This window comes from Streptomyces qaidamensis (assembly GCF_001611795.1).
Taxonomy (GTDB): Bacteria; Actinomycetota; Actinomycetes; order Streptomycetales; family Streptomycetaceae; genus Streptomyces; species Streptomyces qaidamensis.
In genome coordinates this window covers 1,130,916-1,150,472 of sequence record NZ_CP015098.1, presented here as the reverse complement: position 1 = coordinate 1,150,472, position 19,557 = coordinate 1,130,916, and the positions used below count along the sequence as shown (strand labels likewise).

The 19,557-nt window shown below is 71.6% G+C and carries 13 protein-coding genes; 7 read left to right on the top strand and 6 right to left on the bottom strand.

Annotated features, from left to right (window positions below; genetic code table 11):
* Window positions 1-142: 142 nt before the first annotated feature.
* Window positions 143-1,780, bottom strand: a complete 1,638-nt coding sequence (locus tag A4E84_RS04775; RefSeq protein WP_062925335.1) for a cellulase family glycosylhydrolase — start codon at window positions 1,778-1,780, stop codon at window positions 143-145.
* 131 nt (window positions 1,781-1,911) lie between these two features.
* Window positions 1,912-3,021: a GDSL-type esterase/lipase family protein gene (locus A4E84_RS04770; protein WP_062925334.1), complete on the bottom strand. Its 1,110-nt coding sequence runs from the start codon at window positions 3,019-3,021 to the stop codon at window positions 1,912-1,914.
* Between the two features lie 905 nt (window positions 3,022-3,926).
* On the opposite strand from A4E84_RS04770, the gene efeU reads away from it, so the two are divergent.
* The 7 genes from efeU to A4E84_RS04735 all read left to right on the top strand — a co-directional run bounded on the left by efeU (window position 3,927) and on the right by A4E84_RS04735 (window position 14,206).
* Window positions 3,927-6,116: an iron uptake transporter permease EfeU gene (gene efeU, locus A4E84_RS04765; protein ID WP_062925333.1), complete on the top strand. Its 2,190-nt coding sequence runs from the start codon at window positions 3,927-3,929 to the stop codon at window positions 6,114-6,116.
* Window positions 6,117-6,166: 50 nt separating this feature from the next.
* A complete protein-coding gene (efeB, locus tag A4E84_RS04760; protein ID WP_062925332.1) occupies window positions 6,167-7,441 on the top strand; it encodes an iron uptake transporter deferrochelatase/peroxidase subunit in 1,275 nt (424 codons plus the stop codon).
* A gap of 240 nt (window positions 7,442-7,681) precedes the next feature.
* Window positions 7,682-8,536, top strand: coding sequence for an ABC transporter permease (locus A4E84_RS04755; protein ID WP_062925331.1), 855 nt, complete (start codon window positions 7,682-7,684; stop codon window positions 8,534-8,536).
* Entirely contained in the window at window positions 8,533-9,420 is an 888-nt protein-coding gene (locus tag A4E84_RS04750; protein ID WP_062925330.1) for a carbohydrate ABC transporter permease, read from the top strand. Before A4E84_RS04755 ends, A4E84_RS04750 begins: the two co-directional genes overlap by 4 nt.
* A gap of 17 nt (window positions 9,421-9,437) precedes the next feature.
* On the top strand, window positions 9,438-11,087 hold the full coding sequence (locus A4E84_RS04745; protein WP_062925329.1) for an extracellular solute-binding protein: 1,650 nt from the start codon (window positions 9,438-9,440) through the stop codon (window positions 11,085-11,087).
* Window positions 11,088-11,130: 43 nt separating this feature from the next.
* Window positions 11,131-12,186: a LacI family DNA-binding transcriptional regulator gene (locus A4E84_RS04740; protein WP_062931311.1), complete on the top strand. Its 1,056-nt coding sequence runs from the start codon at window positions 11,131-11,133 to the stop codon at window positions 12,184-12,186.
* A 22-nt stretch (window positions 12,187-12,208) separates the two neighbouring features.
* Window positions 12,209-14,206: a DUF2264 domain-containing protein gene (locus A4E84_RS04735; protein WP_079128871.1), complete on the top strand. Its 1,998-nt coding sequence runs from the start codon at window positions 12,209-12,211 to the stop codon at window positions 14,204-14,206.
* Window positions 14,207-14,211: 5 nt separating this feature from the next.
* On the opposite strand, the gene A4E84_RS04730 is transcribed toward A4E84_RS04735, so the two are convergent.
* The 4 genes from A4E84_RS04730 to A4E84_RS04715 all read right to left on the bottom strand — a co-directional run bounded on the left by A4E84_RS04730 (window position 14,212) and on the right by A4E84_RS04715 (window position 19,469).
* Entirely contained in the window at window positions 14,212-15,708 is a 1,497-nt protein-coding gene (locus tag A4E84_RS04730; RefSeq protein ID WP_062925328.1) for a tripartite tricarboxylate transporter permease, read from the bottom strand.
* Between the two features lies 1 nt (window position 15,709).
* Window positions 15,710-16,249 carry a tripartite tricarboxylate transporter TctB family protein gene (locus A4E84_RS04725; protein WP_062925327.1) on the bottom strand — a complete coding sequence of 180 codons (540 nt, stop codon included), beginning with the start codon at window positions 16,247-16,249 and terminating at the stop codon, window positions 15,710-15,712.
* Window positions 16,246-17,229 (bottom strand): Bug family tripartite tricarboxylate transporter substrate binding protein, encoded by a 984-nt coding sequence (locus A4E84_RS04720; RefSeq protein ID WP_062931309.1) that lies wholly within the window; start codon window positions 17,227-17,229, stop codon window positions 16,246-16,248. Before A4E84_RS04720 ends, A4E84_RS04725 begins: the two co-directional genes overlap by 4 nt.
* Before the next feature lie 236 nt (window positions 17,230-17,465).
* Complete coding sequence (locus tag A4E84_RS04715; protein ID WP_062925326.1) at window positions 17,466-19,469, bottom strand: flavin monoamine oxidase family protein; 2,004 nt, start codon at window positions 19,467-19,469, stop codon at window positions 17,466-17,468.
* Between the last annotated feature and the right edge of the window lie 88 nt (window positions 19,470-19,557).

The window sequence follows — 19,557 nt, the reverse complement described above, 5'->3', positions numbered from 1 at the left end:
GGTGGGGTGCCGGTGCGACATCCCCGCCGCCTGACCACTGCGGAGCGACGTAAACCGCCTTCCGTGCTGCTGTAGCGCGGATCACATTGATGGCGGTGCCGCCGTGCCCGGAGCACGACGGCACCTTCGCACACGCCCGCAGTCAGCTCACGGAGCAGTCGGCACCGTTGAGAGTGAAGGCCGTCGGGCTGGGGTTCGCGGCCGACCGGGTGGCCGTGAAGCCGAGGGTGACCGAGCCCGACGCGGGGATCGTCGCGGTGTACGAGGCGGCCGCGACGCTCACCTCGGAGCCGCTCTGGGACGCCGTACCGCCCCACAGGTTGGTGATGCGCTGGCTGTCCGGGAAGGTCCAGCGCAGCGTCCAGCCGTTGATCGCCGACGTGCCGGTGTTGCGGAGGACGATCTCGCCCTGGAAGCCGCCCTGCCAGCTGCCCGTCACCCGGTAGCCGACACCGCAGGCCGACGGTGAGCCGCCGGGGGAGGTCGTGACCGTCACCGTGCCCGAGCGGGGCGAGCGGTTGCCGGCGGCGTCGCGGGCGTAGACGGCGAAGGTGTGGGCGGTGGCGGGGGACAGGCCGGTGAGGGTGGCGGTGGTCCGGGTGCTGCTGGTGACGGCCGTCTCGGTGCCGCCGCTGATCCGTACGACGTCGTAGCCGGTGACGCCGGTCGCGTCGGAGGCGGCGGCCCAGGTCAGGGTGGCCGACGAGGAGGTCACCCCGGAGGCGGTCGGGGTGCCCGGAGCGGTCGGGGGAGTGGTGTCGCCGCCGTTGCCGGAGTAGACCGCGGCCTCCTTGGCGGTGGCGGCGATGCCGTTGACGCCGTTGAAGAGCCGCCGGCCCCAGCTGGTCAGCTGGTTCGGGTCGAAGTTCGTGACCATGTCCAGGTACTCGACCCCGCCGCCGTTGCCGCTCCACGACCAGCCGAGGTAGCCGAGGCGGAGCTGCTGGGCGACGGCCAGGATGGTGTCCTCGTCGGGGTTGCCGTCCGAGTGGTCATGGCCGAACTCGCCGACGACGATGGGAAGTTTGGCAGTGACGAAGCGGTTCAGGTAGTCGGTGATCTCGGCGGCGGTGTCGAAGACGCCGTACATGTGGATCGAGAAGACCGTGTTGGCGTCGGGGTCTGCGGCGAAGACCGAGGCGGCGTTGTCGCGCATCGTGAACGCCCAGTCCTGGCCCCAGTTGGGCGCGTCGACCATGATCGTGTGGTCGAACCCGGCGTTGCGGAGCTTCTGGATCGCGGCCTTGGTGTCGGCCGTCCACGCCGTGTAGTTGGTGTTGCCGTACGGCTCGTTGCCGATGTTGACGATGACGTAGTCCTCCTGGCCGGCCAGGGCGCTCTGCACGCTGATCCAGTAGTCGGCCGCGCGGGAGAGGGTGGTCGCTCCGCTCTGCTCGCCGTAGCCCGTGGTGTCGTGCACCTCCAGGACGCAGATCAGCCGGTTCTGCTTGCACTGGGAGATCACGTTCGTCACGTCGGCGGCGTCGTTGCGGGTCCAGCGGTCACCGTTGGAGAGGACCACGCGAACGGTGTTGGCGCCCTTGGCCTTGATGTGGGCGAGGGAACTGATCCGGTCCGGAAACCAGGTGTGGGCATGGTTGACGCCCCGCATCACGAAGTCGTTCCCGCCGGCCTCCAGCAGCCGGCCGTTCTGCACCCGGAAGCCGGTGGGGGCGGCCTGGGCCGGCGGGGTGAGGACGAGGAAGGACAGGAAGAGGGCGAGCAGGGTGGCGGCCACGGTGGCCAGGCGTGGCGGGGGGGGGGGGGGGCGGACTCTCATGACGGCTCCATCGGTGGGGGTCGGTCGGGGCACGTTGTCGGTCGCGCTGTCGTGCGCCGTGCTGAACGGGTCCTGCCGTCGGGCCCGTTGCGGAGAGGTGCGTCGCCGGGGCATCCGGCCCGGGACGGCTGTCATGCGGCCGGTGTCGTCCCTGTGCAGGTGACGGTCGCCGCAGGGTTGCCGGCCGTTGCCGGGGCGGTGGCGACGAAGCCGAAGGTGGCGCTCGCGCCGGGGGCGAGGGTGCCGTTCCACGCCGCGTTCCTGACGGTGGCCGTGCCGTTGGCGGCCGTGGTGAGGCTGCCGTTCCAGAGCTGGTCGAGACGCGCTCCGTTCGCCGGTACGACGGTCGCGGTCCAGCCGCTGACGGCGGAGGCCGATGTGTTCGTCACCGTCACCTCGCCCTGGTAACCGCCCTGCCAGGAGGAGACGGCGCGGAAACGCGCGGTGCAGGCCGCGGGGTCCCCGCCCGGGTCACCCGGATCGCCCGGGTCCTGCGGGACGCCGGCGTCGAGGACCGCCGACAGGGCCGGGAACCAGCGGGCGGCGATCTTGGCGTCACCGGAGGCGTTGGGGTGCACGCCGTCGTAGGTGTCGGCGGCCGTGCTGAAGCCGGTCCACTGGTCGACCACGGTGACCGGGGAGCGGTCGGTGCCGGTCGCCCGGGCCCAGCCGGGAATCCGCGCGTTGAAGTCGACGACCCGCTGCGCGCAGCCCGCGCAACTGCTCGGGTTCATGGGGATGAGCTGCGCGACGAGGATCCGCATGTCCGGGTTGGAGGCCCTCATCTGCGCCACGAGCTTGGTGTAGGCGGCGAGGATGCGGTCGGGGGCGATGCTGCTCCACACGTCGTTCGTGCCGAAGTGCATGACAACGATGTCCGGGCGGGTGGAGGCCAGCCTGCCCGGCAGCAGGTTCTGGTCCGCCACGTTGGTGACCAGTTCGCCGCCGTGCCCCTCGTTGTCCCCGTCGTGCGCCTGTCCGCAGCCCTGCGGGGGGAGGGTGCCGACGAAGTCGATGTCCTTGTATCCGCTGTCGACCAGCCGGTTCCACAGCACGGCCCGCCAGCAGCCCGGCGAGCCGGTGATCGAATCGCCGAGCGGCATGACGCGCACGGGGTCCGCCGTGGGCGCGGCCAGCGCGCCCGGGGCGAACGTCATGCCGAGGGGGAGGAGCAGGGCGGCCAGGAGGCCGAGAACCGACATGACGCGTAAGTGCGGGGACGAGTGGGGGGTTCTGTGCATGGTGGTCCCTTCCCTTGATGAGGTGGGAGCGCTCCCACCTCATCAAGCCACTGTTGTCATTGACGCGTCAAGGGGTGTGGCGTGCGAAGGGGTGGCCCGGGTCCCTGAAGGAGCTGCCGGTAGTGGCGCGGCGGTGAAGTCGGCGCAGATCAGGGGGGTGCCGGTCGTCTCCTCGTAGAAGTGCCGGGCTTCGCCGGGCCGTCCGCAGGTCAGGACCATGCGGTGCGGAGAACCCGCCAGGTGGGCGGGAGCCTCCAGCCGGGGAAGTGGTGCCGCTGCCAGAGGGAGAAGGTGTGCCCACCGGGTCGATCAGTGTCGCGATGCGGCCTTGGTCGCCCGCGTCGAAGGGAGGAATGGCGAGGCGAGCGCCCTGGGCAGTCGCCGCTTCGGCATGGCGATCGATGTCGTCGACCGCCAGGTAGTAGGCGATGTGGGCGAGTGTTCCCGGCGGATAGACCCGGTTCGCCAAGTCTCTGACACCACCGATCAGTTGGCCGTCGACGGTCATCTTGATGGCCTTGCGTCAGCCCTTCTCGTCCACGGCGAGGCGCCGGCCCGGCGTCCTGGACGGGAGGGCGGCGGCGCCGGCCGGGTCGCGGGTCTTGAGGTCCATCCAGCAGTACTCGTTCAGAACCCAGACGGGTCGTCATCCCGTGCTCCCTGTCGTCCCGATGCTGGACACCGCGTGCCCGGACGGCTCCACGAGGGGGTTTCAGCCGTGACGCGGACGTGCCGTCGGAGAACGCCCCGCCCGCTGGCCGGAAACCGTCAGGACTTTTGCCGGGCCATGAGGCATTCATGACCGGATGCCCAGAGAGTCGAGTCCATGATGGTCGGCGTCGGTAAGGCATGCCTTGGCTAACCCGCCTGTGCGGGGCCGGGCGTTGGGCCGGGAGGGCCGGTACATGTGGGACGACGCGTTTCCGAGCTTTCTGATCGGGCTGAGGGAAGGACTCGAAGCCGGGCTCATCGTCTCCGTGCTGGTCGCCACCCTCGTACGGGCCGGTGCCAGGTCGCGGCTGCCGCAGGTGTGGACCGGCGTGCTGGCGGCGATCGCGCTGTCGATGAGCTTCGGTGCCGTCCTGACCTTCACAGCGGCCTCCCTGTCCACCACAGCGCAGGAGGCCTTCGGCGGCACGCTGAGCATCGTCGCCGTCGCCTTCGTCACCGCGATGGTGTTCTGGATGCGGCGATCCGCCCGCGGCTTCGCGGGCGAGATCAAGGAGAAGGTCACCGGGGCCCTGGCCCTGGGCGCCGGTGTCCTGGTCCTCACCTCCTTCCTCGCGGTGGGGCGTGAAGGCCTGGAGACCGCGCTGTTCCTGTGGACCACGGCCCGCGCGGCGAACGAGTCGGCCGGGCCCCTGACCGGCGCCGGCATCGGTCTCGTCCTGGCCGCGGCCCTGTGCTGGGGGCTGTACCGGCGGGTCCTGCGCATCAACCTCACCCGCTTCTTCACCGCCACGGGCGTGGTGCTCATCGTCATCGCGGCCGGCGTACTCGGTTACGGGCTGCGCGACCTCCAGGAGGGCAGGGTCCTGCCCGGTGGGACGGCCTACGCCTTGGACCTGAGCGGCAGCGTCGACGCGGGAGCCTGGTACAGCACGCTGCTCCAGGGCGTTCTCAATCTGACCCCGACGATGACCTGGCTCCAAGTGGCCGGGTACGTCGGGTATCTCGCCGTGGTGATGACGCTGTTCGTGCGGGGAGTGCGGGAACAGTCGGGTGCGGGTTCGGGTTCGGGTGCCGCTGGTGCTGCCGCTGGTGCTGCCGCTGGTGCTGCCGCTGGTGCCGGTGCCGGTGCCGGTCAGGGTATGGGCGCCGGCGCCGGTGGGGCGATCGCGGCCGGGAAGCGTGCGGTCACCCCACCGGCCGCCTCACCGGCCGCCCCACCCTCCGCCACCGAGCCGCCGTCCACCCTCACCCCCGCACCCACCCGCCGCCGCCCCGACTGGCTGATTCCCGTCGCCGTGGTCGCCGTCCCGGCTCTCCTGGCCGGCCTCGTCGTCGCCCTGTCACACCCCAGGCCCGCCGCGGCCGAGACCGTCGCCGTCTCCGAAACGGCCTGCGGGCAGGGCTTCACCGCGCCCGAGCCCGGGCGGCAGGACTTCCTGATGCACAACACGGGGAACCAGACCTCCGAGGTGTATCTGATCGACCCGTCCTCGAACGCGGTCTACGGCGAGATCGAGGGGCTGGCCCCCGGCACCACCCGAGACCTGGTCGCCACTGTGGCGGGCGGGACATACGCCTGGCGCTGCGTGCCGGCCGACGGCAAGGCCGTCACCTCGAAGGCGGTCCGGGTCGTCGGCGCCGCCGGTGCCCACGCCGTCGTCCCCGTCTCCGAGCGGGATCTCGCCGCGCCGCTCAAGGCGTACCGGGCGTACGTGGACCGGGGGCTGGCGACGCTCGTCAGCCAGACCCGGAAGCTCAGTGAAGACATCCACGCCGGACACCTGGGCACCGCCCGCACCGACTGGCTGACGGCCCACCGCACCTACGCCTCCCTCGGGGCCGCCTACGGCACCTTCGAGGACTTCGACCAGAGGCTCGACGGACGTCCCGACGGTCTGCCGGACGGCGTGCACGACAAGGACTTCACCGGCTTCCTCCGCATCGAGTACGGGCTGTGGCACGGTGAGCCGGCGGCCGGACTCAAGGGCGTGGCACAGCAGTTGGCCGAGGACAGCGCCGGACTGCGAAAGGCCTTCCCGCAGCAGGACTTCGACGCCTCCGACCTGCCCCTGCGTGCCCACGAGATCCTGGAGAACACCCTCCAGTTCGAGCTGACCGGCGACACCGACCAGGGCAGCGGCACCTCACTGGCCACCGCCGACGCCAACCTCGCCGGCACACGCGAACTGCTCGCCGTACTCGAGCCGTTGATCACCACGCGCGCCCCGCGTCTGCTGCCCACCGTCGACGCGGACATCGCGCGACTGCAGAAGCTGCTCGACTCCGCACACCACGGGAGGGGCTGGACCCCCGTCGACCGGCTCGACCGCGCGGCGAAGGCCCGGCTCGACGGGGTTACGGGGCAGCTCCTGGAAGACCTCTCGCCGGTGCCGGACCTGCTCGAAGTCAGGAAGTCCGCATGAGAGCCCGGCGACGCAACCACCCCGCAGAAAACTCCGAAGGGAACCCCCTCATGCCGTCCGCCGACACGCCGCCCCCGGGCTGCCCCGCCCACGCCGGCCGCCGCTCCTTCGTGAAGGCGGCCCTGGGCGCCGGGGCGGCCGGTGCCGTCCTGGCCGGGGGCGGAATCGCACTCGCGGGGAGCGGCGGCGCGAGAGCCCATGCGGCCGAGCAGCAGAGCGCCGCCCCGGTGGCCTTCCACGGCACCCACCAGGCCGGGATCCTCACCCCCGCGCAGGCCGCGGCGGCCTTCGTCTCCTTCGACGTCATCGCCGACGGCCGCAAGGGCTTGACCGAACTGCTGCGGACGCTCACCGAACGGGCCCGCTTCCTCACCTCCGGCGGCCCGCCCGAGGACCTCGGCGTGGGTGCCCCGCCCTCGGACAACGGCATTCTCGGCCCGGTCGTCCCGGCAGACGCGCTCACCGTCACCGTGGGGGTCGGCGCCTCCCTGTTCGACGGCCGGTTCGGACTCGCCCGGGCCAAGCCACGCCGGCTCACGCCCATGCGGACCTTCCCCAACGACAACCTGAACCCCGCCGAGTGCCACGGCGACCTGTCCCTGCAGATCTGCGCGGCCCGCCAGGACACCGTGCTGCACGCGCTGCGCGACATCGCCAAGCACACCCGGGGCGCGCTCCAGATCCGGTGGCGCGTCGACGGGTTCCAGAACGTGCCCCGGCCCAGCGGCACCCAGCGCAACCTGCTGGGCTTCAAGGACGGCATCGTCAACCCGGACGTCGCGTCGGCCCGGGAGATGGACCACCTGGTGTGGGTCGGCGAGGGACAGGGCGAGCCCTCCTGGGCGGCCGGCGGCAGCTACCAGGTCGTCCGGATCATCCGGATGCTCGTGGAGTTCTGGGACCGGGTCTCGCTGTCCGAGCAGGAGCTGATGATCGGCCGGCGCAAGGACACCGGTGCCCCGCTCGACGGTGCCGAGGAGACCGACAGCCCCAACTACGCCAAGGACCCGCACGGCACGGCGATCCCGCTCGACGCGCACATCCGGCTCGCCAACCCGCGCACCGCGAAGACCGGCAACTCCCGGATCCTGCGCCGCGGCTACAACTACGACCGGAGCGTCGACAGCGTCGGCGACCTCGACATGGGGCTGGTCTTCTGCTGCTACCAGCAGGACGTGCGCCGCCAGTTCGAGGCCACGCAGACCCGGCTGATCGACGAGCCCCTCGTCGACTACATCTCGCCGACCGGCGGGGGTTACTTCTTCGCCCTGCCCGGCGTGCGGGACTCCTCCGACTGGCTCGGCAGGGGGCTGCTCTCGGCCTGACGCGTCAAGGCGCGGCCCGAAGTCCCGTCCGTGCCGGAGGTGTTGACCGCGCATTGAAAACGTTTTAGCTTCCCTTCACCGGACACGCCGACGTGAGGGGGAACCGTGGCAACTGGCTTACGGGAACGAGCAGGTGCGAAGGGGGTGAGTCACAACCGCCGCCCCTCCGGAGGGGGGAAGGGTGAGCGTAAAGGTTTTCAGAGCCGTCAGATCCGTCATAGCCGGACGCTTTTCCTGCTCATGCTCCCCGGTGTCGCCTACTTCCTGCTGTTCCACTACGGCGCGCTCGTGGGCAACGTCATCGCGTTCAAGGAGTACGTGCCGTTCGACGGCCTGTGGGGCAGCCCCTGGGTGGGGACCGGCAACTTCCGGCGCATGTTCGAGGACGAGGCCTTCTGGGACGCGGTCCTCAACACCCTCTGGATCGCCGTCCTCCAGCTGGTCTTCTACTTCCCGGTGCCGCTCGGCCTCGCCCTGCTGCTGCACACCCTCACCTGGAGCTCGGTGCGCCGGTTCGTGCAGTCGGTGGCGTATCTGCCGCACTTCATCTCGTGGGTGATCGTCGTCGCACTGTTCCAGCAGGTGCTCGGCGACACCGGCCTGCTCAACAGCGGCCTGAGCGGGGCCGGTCTGCACACCGTCGACATCATCGGCGACCCGGACGCCTTCAAGCCGCTCGTCGTCGCACAGGTCATCTGGAAGGACGCCGGCTGGGGCACGATCATCTTCCTCGCCGCCCTCGCCCAGGTCGACGAGCAGCAGTACGAGGCGGCCGCCATCGACGGCGCCGGGCCCTGGCGGCGCTTCTGGCACGTCACCCTGCCCGCCATCCGCCCGGTGATCGTGCTGCTGATCATCATGCGGCTCGGCGACATCCTCTCCGTCGGCTTCGAGCAGATGCTGCTGCAACGCGACGCGGTGGGCCCCGAGGCGGCCGAGGTCATCGACACCTTCGTCTACCACCAGGGCATCGTCGGCGGCGACTACGGATTCGCGGCGGCTGCGGGCCTGTTCAAGGGGCTCATCGGCGCCCTCCTCGTCTACGCGGCCAACAAGGTCGCCCACCGTCTCGGCGAACAGGGGGTCTATCGGTGAGCGCGTCCGTCCGGCCCGGCTGGATGGAGAAGCCGCGGCCCCTCACCCAGGCCGCCAAGGCCCTCGCCCTGACCGCGGTCGTGCTGCTGGTGTGCGTACCGTTCCTGGTGATCGTGTCGACCTCCCTGGCCTCCACCCAGGAGGTCGTCGACAACGGCGGCTGGGTGCTGTGGCCCAGCGAGCCCACGCTCGACGCCTACCGCGACATCTTCGACGGCGGCATCGTCACCCACGCCCTCGGCGTCAGCGCCGGCGTGACGATCGCGGGCACGCTGCTCAGCCTCGCCTGCACGGTGACCCTGGCCTACGCGCTGTCCCGGCCCGGCGTCTTCGGCGGCAAGCCCGTGCTGCTGCTGGTGCTGTTCACGTTCCTCTTCCCGCCCGGCATGATCCCGAGTTTCCTGCTGGTCAAGGAGCTCGGCCTGCTCGACTCCTACGCCTCACTGGTCCTGCCCGTCCTGGTCAACGTGTTCAACCTGGTCGTCCTGCGCGGCTTCTTCCAGTCGATCCCGGAGGAGCTGTACGAGGCGGCCCGGCTGGACGGGGCGGGGGACTGGCGGGTGCTGGTGTCGGTGGTGCTGCCGCTGTCCAAGGCCGCGCTCGCAGTCGTCGGCCTGTTCTACGCCGTCGCCTACTGGAACTCGTGGTTCTACGCGTCGCTGTACCTGGAGAGCGACCACTGGCCGCTCCAGCAGGTGCTGCGCACCTATGTGGTGGCCGGGGCCGGGCTCACCGACGCGACCACCGGCGAGGCCACCGTCACCGCACCGCAGACCGTGCAGATGGCGGTGCTCGTGATCGCCACCGTGCCGATCCTGCTGGTCTATCCCTTCCTGCAGAAGTACTTCACCAAGGGCGTGCTCACCGGCGCCATCAAGAGCTGACACGAGGTGGTTCATCCATGCCCAGCATGTCCCGACGCACCCTCCTGCGCTCCATGGCGGTGGGCGGCGCCGCCGTCTCCGTCCCCGGTCTGCTGACCGCGTGCTCCTCGGACTCCGGCGACGGCGACGTCTCCAACGCCGGGAAGAAGCTCGCGCCGTGGCCGGCCCACCGGCCCGCGACGGGCCCGAAACCCGATCTCGCCCCCACCGGCGCCGGAGTCCAGGCCGGCTACACCTCCTACCCCTCCGACCTGGTCAAGTCCGTCTCCCGCACCCCCGGCGACGGCTCCACCGTCCGCGTCATGACCGTCTCCTTCGGTACGCCGCCCAAGCCCGCCTCCGCGAACCGGTTCTGGGCGGCCGTCGAGAAGGCCCTCGGCGTGAAGATCGAGTACACGATCATCTCCCAGGCCGACTACCAGAAGAAGATGGCCACGGTGATGGCCGGCGACGCCGACGCCCTGCCCGACATCATCAACATGTTCGCCGGCTTCACCCTGCCCAGGGAGGCGCAGTTCGTGCAGCGCCGCGCCGAGGACCTCACGCCGTACCTGTCGGGCGACGCGATCAGCGACTACCCCAACCTCGCCAACATCCCCACCCACGCCTGGCGCGACATGGGCCGGATCGGCGGGCGCATCTACGGCATCCCGCTGGAACGCCCGCTGCCCGGATCGACCCTGTGGATCAACCAGGACATGTTCGCCGACTCGGGCATGAAGGAGGGCTGGAGCGCCGAGGACTTCACCGCCGTGGCGAGGAGGGGCACCCGCGGGAAGACGTACATGCTCGGTGCCGCCAACTTGTCGCTGTTCGGCAACGCCTTCCACTCCGCCGCCCACAACGCACCCCAGCGCTGGGCCGTCACCAAGGACGGCACCTTCCTGACGGCAGCGGCCGACGAACGCTACAAGGCATCGATCGCTTTCCAGGCACAGCTGCGCAAGAACGGCTCCTACCACCCCGACGCCACGTCCATCTCCCAGATCGACCTGACGACCCTCTACTACAACGGCACCGTCGGCTCCATGCAGGACGGGTTCGGCGCCTACCTGCCCAAGTACCGTGAGTCACGCGGCAAGATGAATCCGGCAGCCGCCCTTCCGTACAGCGTCGGCGGCGAGCCCGGCGGCGTCGTCGCCGCCCGCCGCTCCTTCGGCTACACGGTCCTGAAGAAGGCGAAGAAGGAACGCGTCCAGCTGCTCCTGCGCATCCTCGACTACCTCGCCGCGCCCTTCGGCAGCGAGGAATGGGAACTCGTCCACTACGGCGTCGAGGGCGTCCACTTCACCCGCGGCAAGGACGGCTCGCCCGAGCCCACCCCGCTCGGCGAGGTCGAGAACAACACCAACCTGCCGCTGAAGTACCTCGCCGAAGGCCCCCAGGTGCTGTTCGTGCCCGGCATGCCCGACGCCGTACGCGCCCTGCACACCTGGCAGCGCAAGGTCGTGCCGCACGCCATCCGCGACGCCTCCTTCGGGCTCCAGTCCGCGACGAACAACTCCCAGGGCGCCACCCTCAAGACCTTCCTCGACGACACCGTCACCGGGATCGTCGCCGGGCGCCTGCCGTTGTCCGAGTGGGACGCGGCGGTGAAGAAGTGGCGGAGCCGGGGCGGCGACAGAATGGCCGAAGAGTACGCGAAGGACTACGCGGCCAACACCTGAACAGCGGTGGGCCGAAGAGGAGACGCGGGGGATGGGGAACGACATGGGGTCCAAGGGGCGGGTCACGATCCGCGAGGTCGCCGAGCGGGCGGGCGTGTCCACGGCGACCGCCTCCCGCGCGCTCAGCGGCAACCACCCGGTGCCCCCCGCGACCCGGGCCCGGGTCCTGCGCGCCGCCCGCGACCTCGACTACGTCGCCAACGCGCACGCCCGCGCCCTGGTCGGCGGCGGCCGCAAGATGGCCGCCGTCGTGGTCCGCCAGGTCACCAGCCCCTTCTACGCCCAGGTCGCCGAGGGGGTGGAGGCCGAGGCCGCCGACCGCGGCTGGCTCTGCGTGGTCGGCGCCACCGGCGGCGACGCACAGCGCGAGATGGAGTTCGTGCAGCTCATGCGGGAGGAGGGCGCCCGACTGGTGATCCTGGTCGGCGGGGTCGTCGAGGACGACGCCTACCGCGAGCGCGTCGCCCACTACGCCCACGCCCTCGACTCCTCCGGAGCCCGGCTCGTGCTCTGCGGCCGGCCCGCACCCGGCCCCGAGATCCCCGCACTGGTCGTGGAGTTCGACAACGAGGCCGGAGCCCGCGCCGTCACCGGCCATCTGCTGTCGGCCGGGCACCGCGGGATCGTCTTCCTCGGCGGCCTGCCCGGCAACACCGCCCTCGACGCCCGCGTCACCGGCTACCGGGCCGCCCTCGCCGAGCACGGGCTGCCACCGGAGGCCGCGCAGGTCGTCGACTGCGGACTCGGCCGCGCCGCCGGCCACCGGGCGATGACCGATCTCCTCAAGACGACACGGGAGTTCACCGCGGTCTTCGCCGGGGACGACATGGTCGCCGCCGGTGCCCTGCGCGCCATCGCCGAGGCCGGGCTGAGCGTCCCCGGTGACATCTCCGTCGTCGGCTACAACGACATCCCGCTCGCCGAGGACTTCCACCCGCCGCTCACCACCGTCCGCACCCCCGCCGAGGAACTCGGGCGCGCCGCCGTGCGCATCGCCCTGCGCGACCCCGAGCACGCCGCCGGGGCCCACCACCTGCTCGGCACCCACATCGTCGTCCGCGACAGCGTCGGCCCGCCCCCGCCCGGGCGCGCCCTGTGACCAACGGAGGAACCGCACCCCCATGAGCGCGCCGCACGTGTCGCTCCCCGACCCGACGCACCTCCCCAACCTGCCCCGCCTGCCCCCCGCCGACCCGTTGACCTCGCCCGTCACCGGCTGGACCCGCGCCCACTGGGAGGCCGTCGCCGACCGCCTCCTGGACGCCCTGACGCCCTACGCCTCGCCGGGCCTGGCCCAGTACCGCCTGCCCGGGCGGCCCAGCCACTCCGGGGCCTGGTCGGACGGGCTGGAGGGCTTCGCCCGCTCCTTCCTGCTGGCCGCGTTCCGCATCGCCGGTTCGGCCGGGCGTCAGACGCCCGGCCTGATCGAGCGGTACGCGGCCGGGCTGGCGTCCGGCACCGACCCGCACAGCCCCGACCACTGGCCGCCCGTCACCGACCGGAGCCAGCCCATGGTCGAGGCGGCCTCCGTCGCGATCGCCCTGCACGAGACCCGCCCCTGGATCTGGGACCGGCTCGACGACCGCGTACGGCAGCGGACCGCCGACTGGCTCGGCGGCTTCCTCGGAGCGGTCGTCAACGACTCCAACTGGCGGCTGTTCCAGGTCATCACCGAGGAGTTCCTCGCCTCCGTCGGCGCCCCGCACCGCCGCGCCGAGATCGACGCCGGGCTGGCCCGCCTGGAGGACTGGTACCGGGGTGACGGCTGGTACACCGACGGCGACGGCCGCAAGTTCGACTACTACAACGCCTGGGCCCTGCACCTTTATCCGGTGCTCTGGGCCCGCATCGCCGGACCGCGCGCCGACTCCCGGCTGGTGGCGGAACACCGGGCGCGCCTGCGGTCGTTCCTCCACGACCACCAGCACTTCTTCGGCGGTGACGGCGCCCCGGTCCACCAGGGCCGCTCCCTCACCTACCGGTTCGGTACGACAGCGCCCCTGTGGGCGGGCGTCCTCGCCGACGCCACTCCGCTCCCGCCCGGCCGCACCCGCCGCCTCGCCTCCGGAGCGCTGAAGCACTTCGCCGAGCGGGGCGTGCCCGACGAGCGGGGGCTGCTCACGCTCGGCTGGTACCGGCCCTTCCTCCCCGTGACGCAGCGCTACTCGGGCCCCGCCTCCCCGTACTGGGCGAACAAGGCATTCCTCGGCCTGCTCCTGCCCGCCGACCACCCCGTGTGGACCGCGCATGAGGAACCAGGCCCGGTCGAGACGGGCGACGTCCGCCTCGCGTTACCCGCCCCGGGCTGGCTGCTGCACTCCACCGCGGCCGACGGGATCGTACGGCTGGTCAACCACGGCAGCGACCGCCTGCCGCCCCCGCCGGCGACACCGGACGACAGCCCGCACTACGCCCGCCTCGCCTACTCCAGCGCCACCGCCCCCGAGACACCACCGGCCCCGCGCCCCGGCCCCGACAACCACATCGCCCTGCTGGCCCCCGACGGCACACCCACCCGGCGCGGCCGGATCCACCCGCTCGCCGTCGAGGGCGCCCGTGCCGCCTCCTGGCACCGGGCCGTGTTCCCCGGCAGCGGCGAAGGGCATCGCATCGAGTCGGTCAGCGTGGTGCACGGCCCGTGGGAAGTACGCGTGCACCGCGTCGACGCGCCACCCGGCACGCCCGTCCGCGAAGGGGGATGGGCGATCGCCGACGACACCGGGCCCCCGCTCGGCAGGACCGGCCCGGGCCGGGCGCTCGCCCGGCGCGCGGACGGGCTGACCAGCACGATCGTGGGATTGCACGGGTGGCGGGACGCCGGGGCGGCGGTGGCCCAGGCGGCCGGCGCCAACGCCTACGGCCACCACTCCGCGACCCCGCACCTCACCCTGCCCGCCCACCCGGGCGGCACCCACCTCCTGGTCACCCTCGTCGTGCTGAGCGCCGATCCGAAGGTGAACGGCGACCTGAAGGCGAACGGCGACCCGGAGACGAACGGCGACCGTAAGACGAACGGCGACCCGTACGCGCGAGGTTCAGGAACGCGCGTACGGGTCGCCGTGTCCGGAGAGGTGGAGATCCGCTTCCCGGACGGCACCCGCGAGCGGGTGCCGCGATGACCGGGTCAGGCCGCCTCGGCGCGGCCCCGCGTCACCGCCTTCCTCAGCAGCGGCCACACCAGCAGCAGCACGATCACCGCGTACACGGTCACCGCGAACGGCGTGTTGACCAGCCCCGTGACACTGCCGTCGCTGATCTGCAGGGCACGCCGCAACTGCTGCTCGGCGTTCGGGCCGAGGATCACGCCGATCACGGCGGGCAGCACGGGCAGCCCGTAGCGGCGCATCCCGAAGCCGATCAGACCGATGATCAGCAGGATCACCAGGTCGATCACCTCACCGCCGACCGCGTACGCGCCGACCGCCGCGAAGAACATGATCCCGGCGTACAGGTAGGGCCGGGGGATGCGCAGCAGCTTCGCCCACACCGGCGCCAGCGGCAGGTTCAGCGCGAGCAGCAGCACCATGCCGACGAAGAGCGAGGCGATCAGGCCCCACACCAGGTCGGGTTCGCGCTCGAAGAGGAGCGGGCCGGGCTGGATGCCGTACTGCTGGAACGCGGCCAGCATCACGGCCGCGACGGCCGTGGTCGGCAGGCCCAGGGTCAGCATCGACACCAGGGTGCCCGCCGCCGAGGCCGACGCCGCCGACTCCGGGCCCGCGACGCCCTCGATGGCACCCTTGCCCCACTCGTCCTTGTGCTTCGACAGCCGCTTCTCCGTCACGTACGACAGGAAGGTCGGGATCTCCGCGCCGCCCGCCGGGATCGCGCCGAAGGGGAAACCGATGAACGGGCCGCGCAGCCACGACTTCCAGGTCCGGCTCACGTCGGAGCGCCCCAGCCACGGACGCCCCACCGGGATCGGCTCAGGCGGCCTGCGCCGCAGATGCGCCGCCACCCACAGGGCCTCGCCGATCGCGAAGAGACCGACCGCGACGATCACCACGTCGATGCCGTCGGCGAGTTGGAGCGAACCGAACGTCAGGCGCTGCTGGCCGGTCATCTGGTCCAGGCCCACCAGCCCCAGGGTGAGGCCGATCAGCAGGGAGGCGAGACCTCGGATGCGGGAGGAGCCCAGCACCGACGTCACCGCGATGAACGCCAGCACCATGATGGCGAAGTAGTCCGGCGCGCCGATGTCGACGGCCAGCTTCGCGACCGTCGGCGCCAGCGCCACCAGCAGCAGCGTGCCGATCAGGCCGCCCGCGAAGTGCCCGACGGCGGCCGCCGCCAGGGCCTGGGCCCCGCGCCCGGATTTGGCCATGGGGTTGCCCTCCATGGCCGCCACCACCGCCGCGCTCTCCCCGGGCGTGTTGAGCAGGATGGAGGTGGTCGAGCCGCCGAACATCGCGCCGTAGTAGATGCCGGCGAACATGATGAACGCGCCGATCGGGTCGAGCCCGTACGTCACCGGCAGCAGCAGTGCGACCGCCATCGCCGGGCCGATGCCCGGCAGTACACCGATCGCCGTGCCGAGCAGCACTCCGATGACGGCCCACAGGAGGTTGACCGGCGTGAGGGCCGTACCGAAGCCGTCCAGAAGGGAGTTGAAGGCATCCATGTCACAGCACTCCCATCAGCGGACCGCCGGGCAGGGGCACTCCGAGCAGGTTGTTGAAGACGGTGTAGGTGACGAGGGACAGCCCGGCCGCTATGAGCGGATCGCGGTCGATCCTGCGGCTGCCCAGCGCGAAGGCCGCACCCCAGAAGAGCAGCGCGCCCGCGATGGGGAAGCCGAGCGGCTCGATCAGCACGGCCGCGCCGAGGAACACCCCGGCGAGCAGCAGCACGGTGCGCCAGTCGGCGGGCTCGGACAGGTCGATGTCCTCACCGCCCTCGGCCTGGCCCCGGCCGCCCCGCAGCACGTCCAGGGCGAGCAGGGCGGCGATGACCAGCAGGCCGGCGCCGACCACGACCGGCACGGTCTTCGGGCCGACCGGGCCGCGCTGGGCGATGTCGACGTCCATGGTGAGCGCGTCGGTCAGGACGAGGACGCCCAGGGCCAGCAGCAGTACGCACACGCCGAGTTCGGAGTGCTCCCGCAGCCACGAGTGCCGTGTGCCGCCGCCCTCGGCGGGGGGAATGTCGGTCTGCGTCGTCACAGTCCCAGCTCCTTCAGCACCGAAACCACGCGCTTGTCCTCGGCGTCGAGGAACGCGCCGAACTTCTCGCCGGTGAGGAAGGCGTCGTCCCAGCCGTTCTGCTCCAGGGACCCCCGCCACTCGTCCGAGTCGTGGAGCTCCTCGACGAGCTTCACGAGCTTGTCGCGCTCCGCGTCGTTCAGGCCGGGCGGGGCGACGATGCCGCGCCAGTTGGTGAAGTTCACGTCGTAGCCCGCCTCCTTCAGCGTGGGCGCGTCGAGCCCGTCGACGCGCTTCGGGCCGGTGACCGCGAGGAGGCGCAGCTCGCCCGCCTTGATCTGGTCCAGGTACTCGCCGACCCCGGAGACACCGAAGGCGACCTTGTTGCCGAGGATCGAGGCGAGCAGTTCGCCGCCGCCGTCGAAGGGGATGTAGTTGACCTGCTTCGGGGAAATCCCGGCCGCCCTTGCCATCAGCATCGGCGCGAGGTGGTCGGGTCCGCCGGGCGACGAGCCGCCGCCCACCGGCAGCTTGCCGGGGTTCTCCTTCCAGGCGCCGATCAGGTCGTCGATCGTCTTGTACGGCGAGTCCTTCGCCACGACGACCACGTCCTGCTCCTCGGTGAGCCGGGCGATCGGCGTGGTGTCCCCGAGCGTCTTGGGCGCGTCGTTGGAACGGACGGCGCCCACGACTCCGAGACCCATGGACATGGCGAGCTTGCCGTTGCCGTGCTCGCTCACCAGCCGGCTCAAGCCCACCGTGCCGCCGGCACCGGGCAGGTTGAACACCTCGATGTTGTGGGTGAGTCCGGCGTCCTCGGCGTTCTTCGCGGCCGTGCGGGCCGTGATGTCGTAGCCGCCGCCGGGGGTGTTGGGGACCATGAAACGCAGGCCCGGGATCTGCGTGCCGGTCTCGGAGCCGCTGCCGGTGGTCAGCAGCGGCGGTCCGACGAGCACGAGCACGGCGGCCCCGAGCAGGGCGAGGGGAGTGCGCAGGCGCACGAGTGCCACCACCTGTCGGTACGTCGATGCGGGTAGGGATACGCCCTGTGGGGGAGGGTGACGTGGGCCACATGGTGCCCGGACCCCGGCGAGCTGTCTCCCTTGCGGAACCAACGGAGGTTTTGGTCTTTGCGGTCAGTGGGGCGTTCTCGCCGTGGCGAAGGCGCGCCGGGACAACCGGATGGCCCCGGCGCCGGCGCGCCAGGGCCATCACGTGCGTGGCGGTTCGCTGTCCCCTACGAGGTGTGGATCTCCAGGGCGGCCCGCACGGCGGACTCCAGGGCCCCCTCGATCCACGCCGGCTTGACGGACGTGTGATCACCGGCGAAGTGCAACGGCCCCTCATGCACGGGAATGGCCGGCAGCAGCTCCGTGTGCTGCCCGGGCAGGAGCACGGAGGCCTCCCCGTAGGCGTACGGGTCGCGCAGCCAGCTCTGTGTACGTCCCGCGCCGGTGTAGAAGACCTCGATGCGCTGGCCGTAGACCTGCTGGAGGCCGCACAGAGCGTGTGGGTACCGCGCGTCGTCGTCCAGGGAGTCCCAGCGCAGCGCGTCGTCCGCCCAGCTGTAGGAGGCCAGCACGACACCTCCCGCGCTGCCCGGAACCGGATGGGAGGGGTGGAACATGAACCGGTTGGCGTTGTCCGACACCGAGCCGCCGCCGAAGACGCCGGCCGCCTCGGGCTGGTCGCGTGCGCTCGCGCGGTTGGCGGCGTAGTGGGTGCGCTGACCGGCTGTGATGTGCCCGTCGGGCACCGAGGGGTGGGCGCCGAGGAGACTGCCGTCCCCGGCGGCGCGGCCGGTGCGGTACGCGTCGTACAGGCCCGGGTCGACGGCGTTCAGCTCGCGCTTCCAGTCGGCCTCGTCGAACTCCCACCAGCGGCGGCTGAACTCCAGCAGCACTTTGGTCGCGCTGTCGTAGTGCAGTTCGCAGACCGCGCGGCGCTTGCCGTAGGACAGGGGCGGGTCGATCTGTACGTGGCGCAGGCCGGAGAACGGCACCGTGACCACGGCGACGTCCGCGGTGAACTGCTCGCGCACGACCGGGCCGCCACGGCCCTCGGACACGGTGTCCACCCATACGTGCGGGCCCTTGCCCCGGACGTGCCCGCCGTCCGGCGCGGGGCGATCGGGGTGGTGGTACTCGATGCGCGTGACCCGGCGGTCGAACCGCACATCCTCGCGCACGCGTTCCAGCAGGGCGTCCGGCAGTACGGCCGTGCCGCCCTCCAGCTCGTAGAACGGGGTGTCGGGGCTGATGAGGGAGGAGCCGATGAAGCTGTGGATGAAGGACAGCGGGAGGCGTGAGGTGAGGTTCTCCAGGGTGCCGATCAGGTCGATGGTCCGCTCGTCCAGCCCGGCGTGCTCGGTGAGGAAGCGGAACATCGACCAGTCACCGAACCGCCGCATGACGCGGGCCCAGCCCCGCAGCCGCTCCGGGAGCGGCTTGTCGACCCGCTTGCCGTCGGCGTTGACGTAGCTGAACTCGTCGCGCACCGGGTCCAGCGCGGAGCGCAGGATGGCGGCGGCCGGGGTGTCCCAGCGGGCCTTCGGGACGCCGAAGGACCGGTTCACGCGCCGGGGCGCGCGGGCGTAGTCGGTGCGCCGCACACGGATGCCGTTGACATGGATCCAGGTGCGGCCGGCGGGACGCCCCTCGGCGTCGACGTCGACGTAGTGGAAGCGCCGCTTCTTGAGGTCGAACTGGTCGATCAGTTCCATCACCAGGGGGTGGCTGCCGGGGATGCGCATCGCGCCCGCCTCGGCGTACTGACGGGGGTCGGCGAAGGGCTGCGCGGCGTCCTCGTGGCCGCCGCTGCGGAAGGTCTTGATGCGTCCGCCCGCCCGGTTGCCGTTGGCCTCCAGAACCGTCACCCGGTGACCGGCCTTCTTGAGCAGCCAGGCGGCTACCAGGCCGGCAGGACCGGCGCCGATGACGAGGACGTTCCTGGGGCGTGTCCGGCGCTGAGCCGGCAGCCCCTTTTCGAGGACGCGCTGGTAACGGGGGACGAGGGGGCGGTCGGCGGAATCCAGTACGAGCAGTGCGCGGGCGACGGCGAGGCACCTGTCGAAGCCGGCGCCCCGCTTGTCCCCCGGGGCGGCCGGGGCAGCCGGTGCGGGCAGAGCTGTGGCGGCACCGCCGGTCAGAGCCGTCGCCACCGTGGCCGTGCCGGCCACCGCCGCGAAACTCCTCCGGGAGAAGCCGTCGTCCGAGCGCACCACCGCGTGATCTTCAGTCATGGCGGCCTTTGTACTGGCGCCCTCGCCCGGCCGCCGCTCTTCGTCCGGGCGTTGACCCGAAGGAGCGAAACCGGCTGGAAACCCTGAC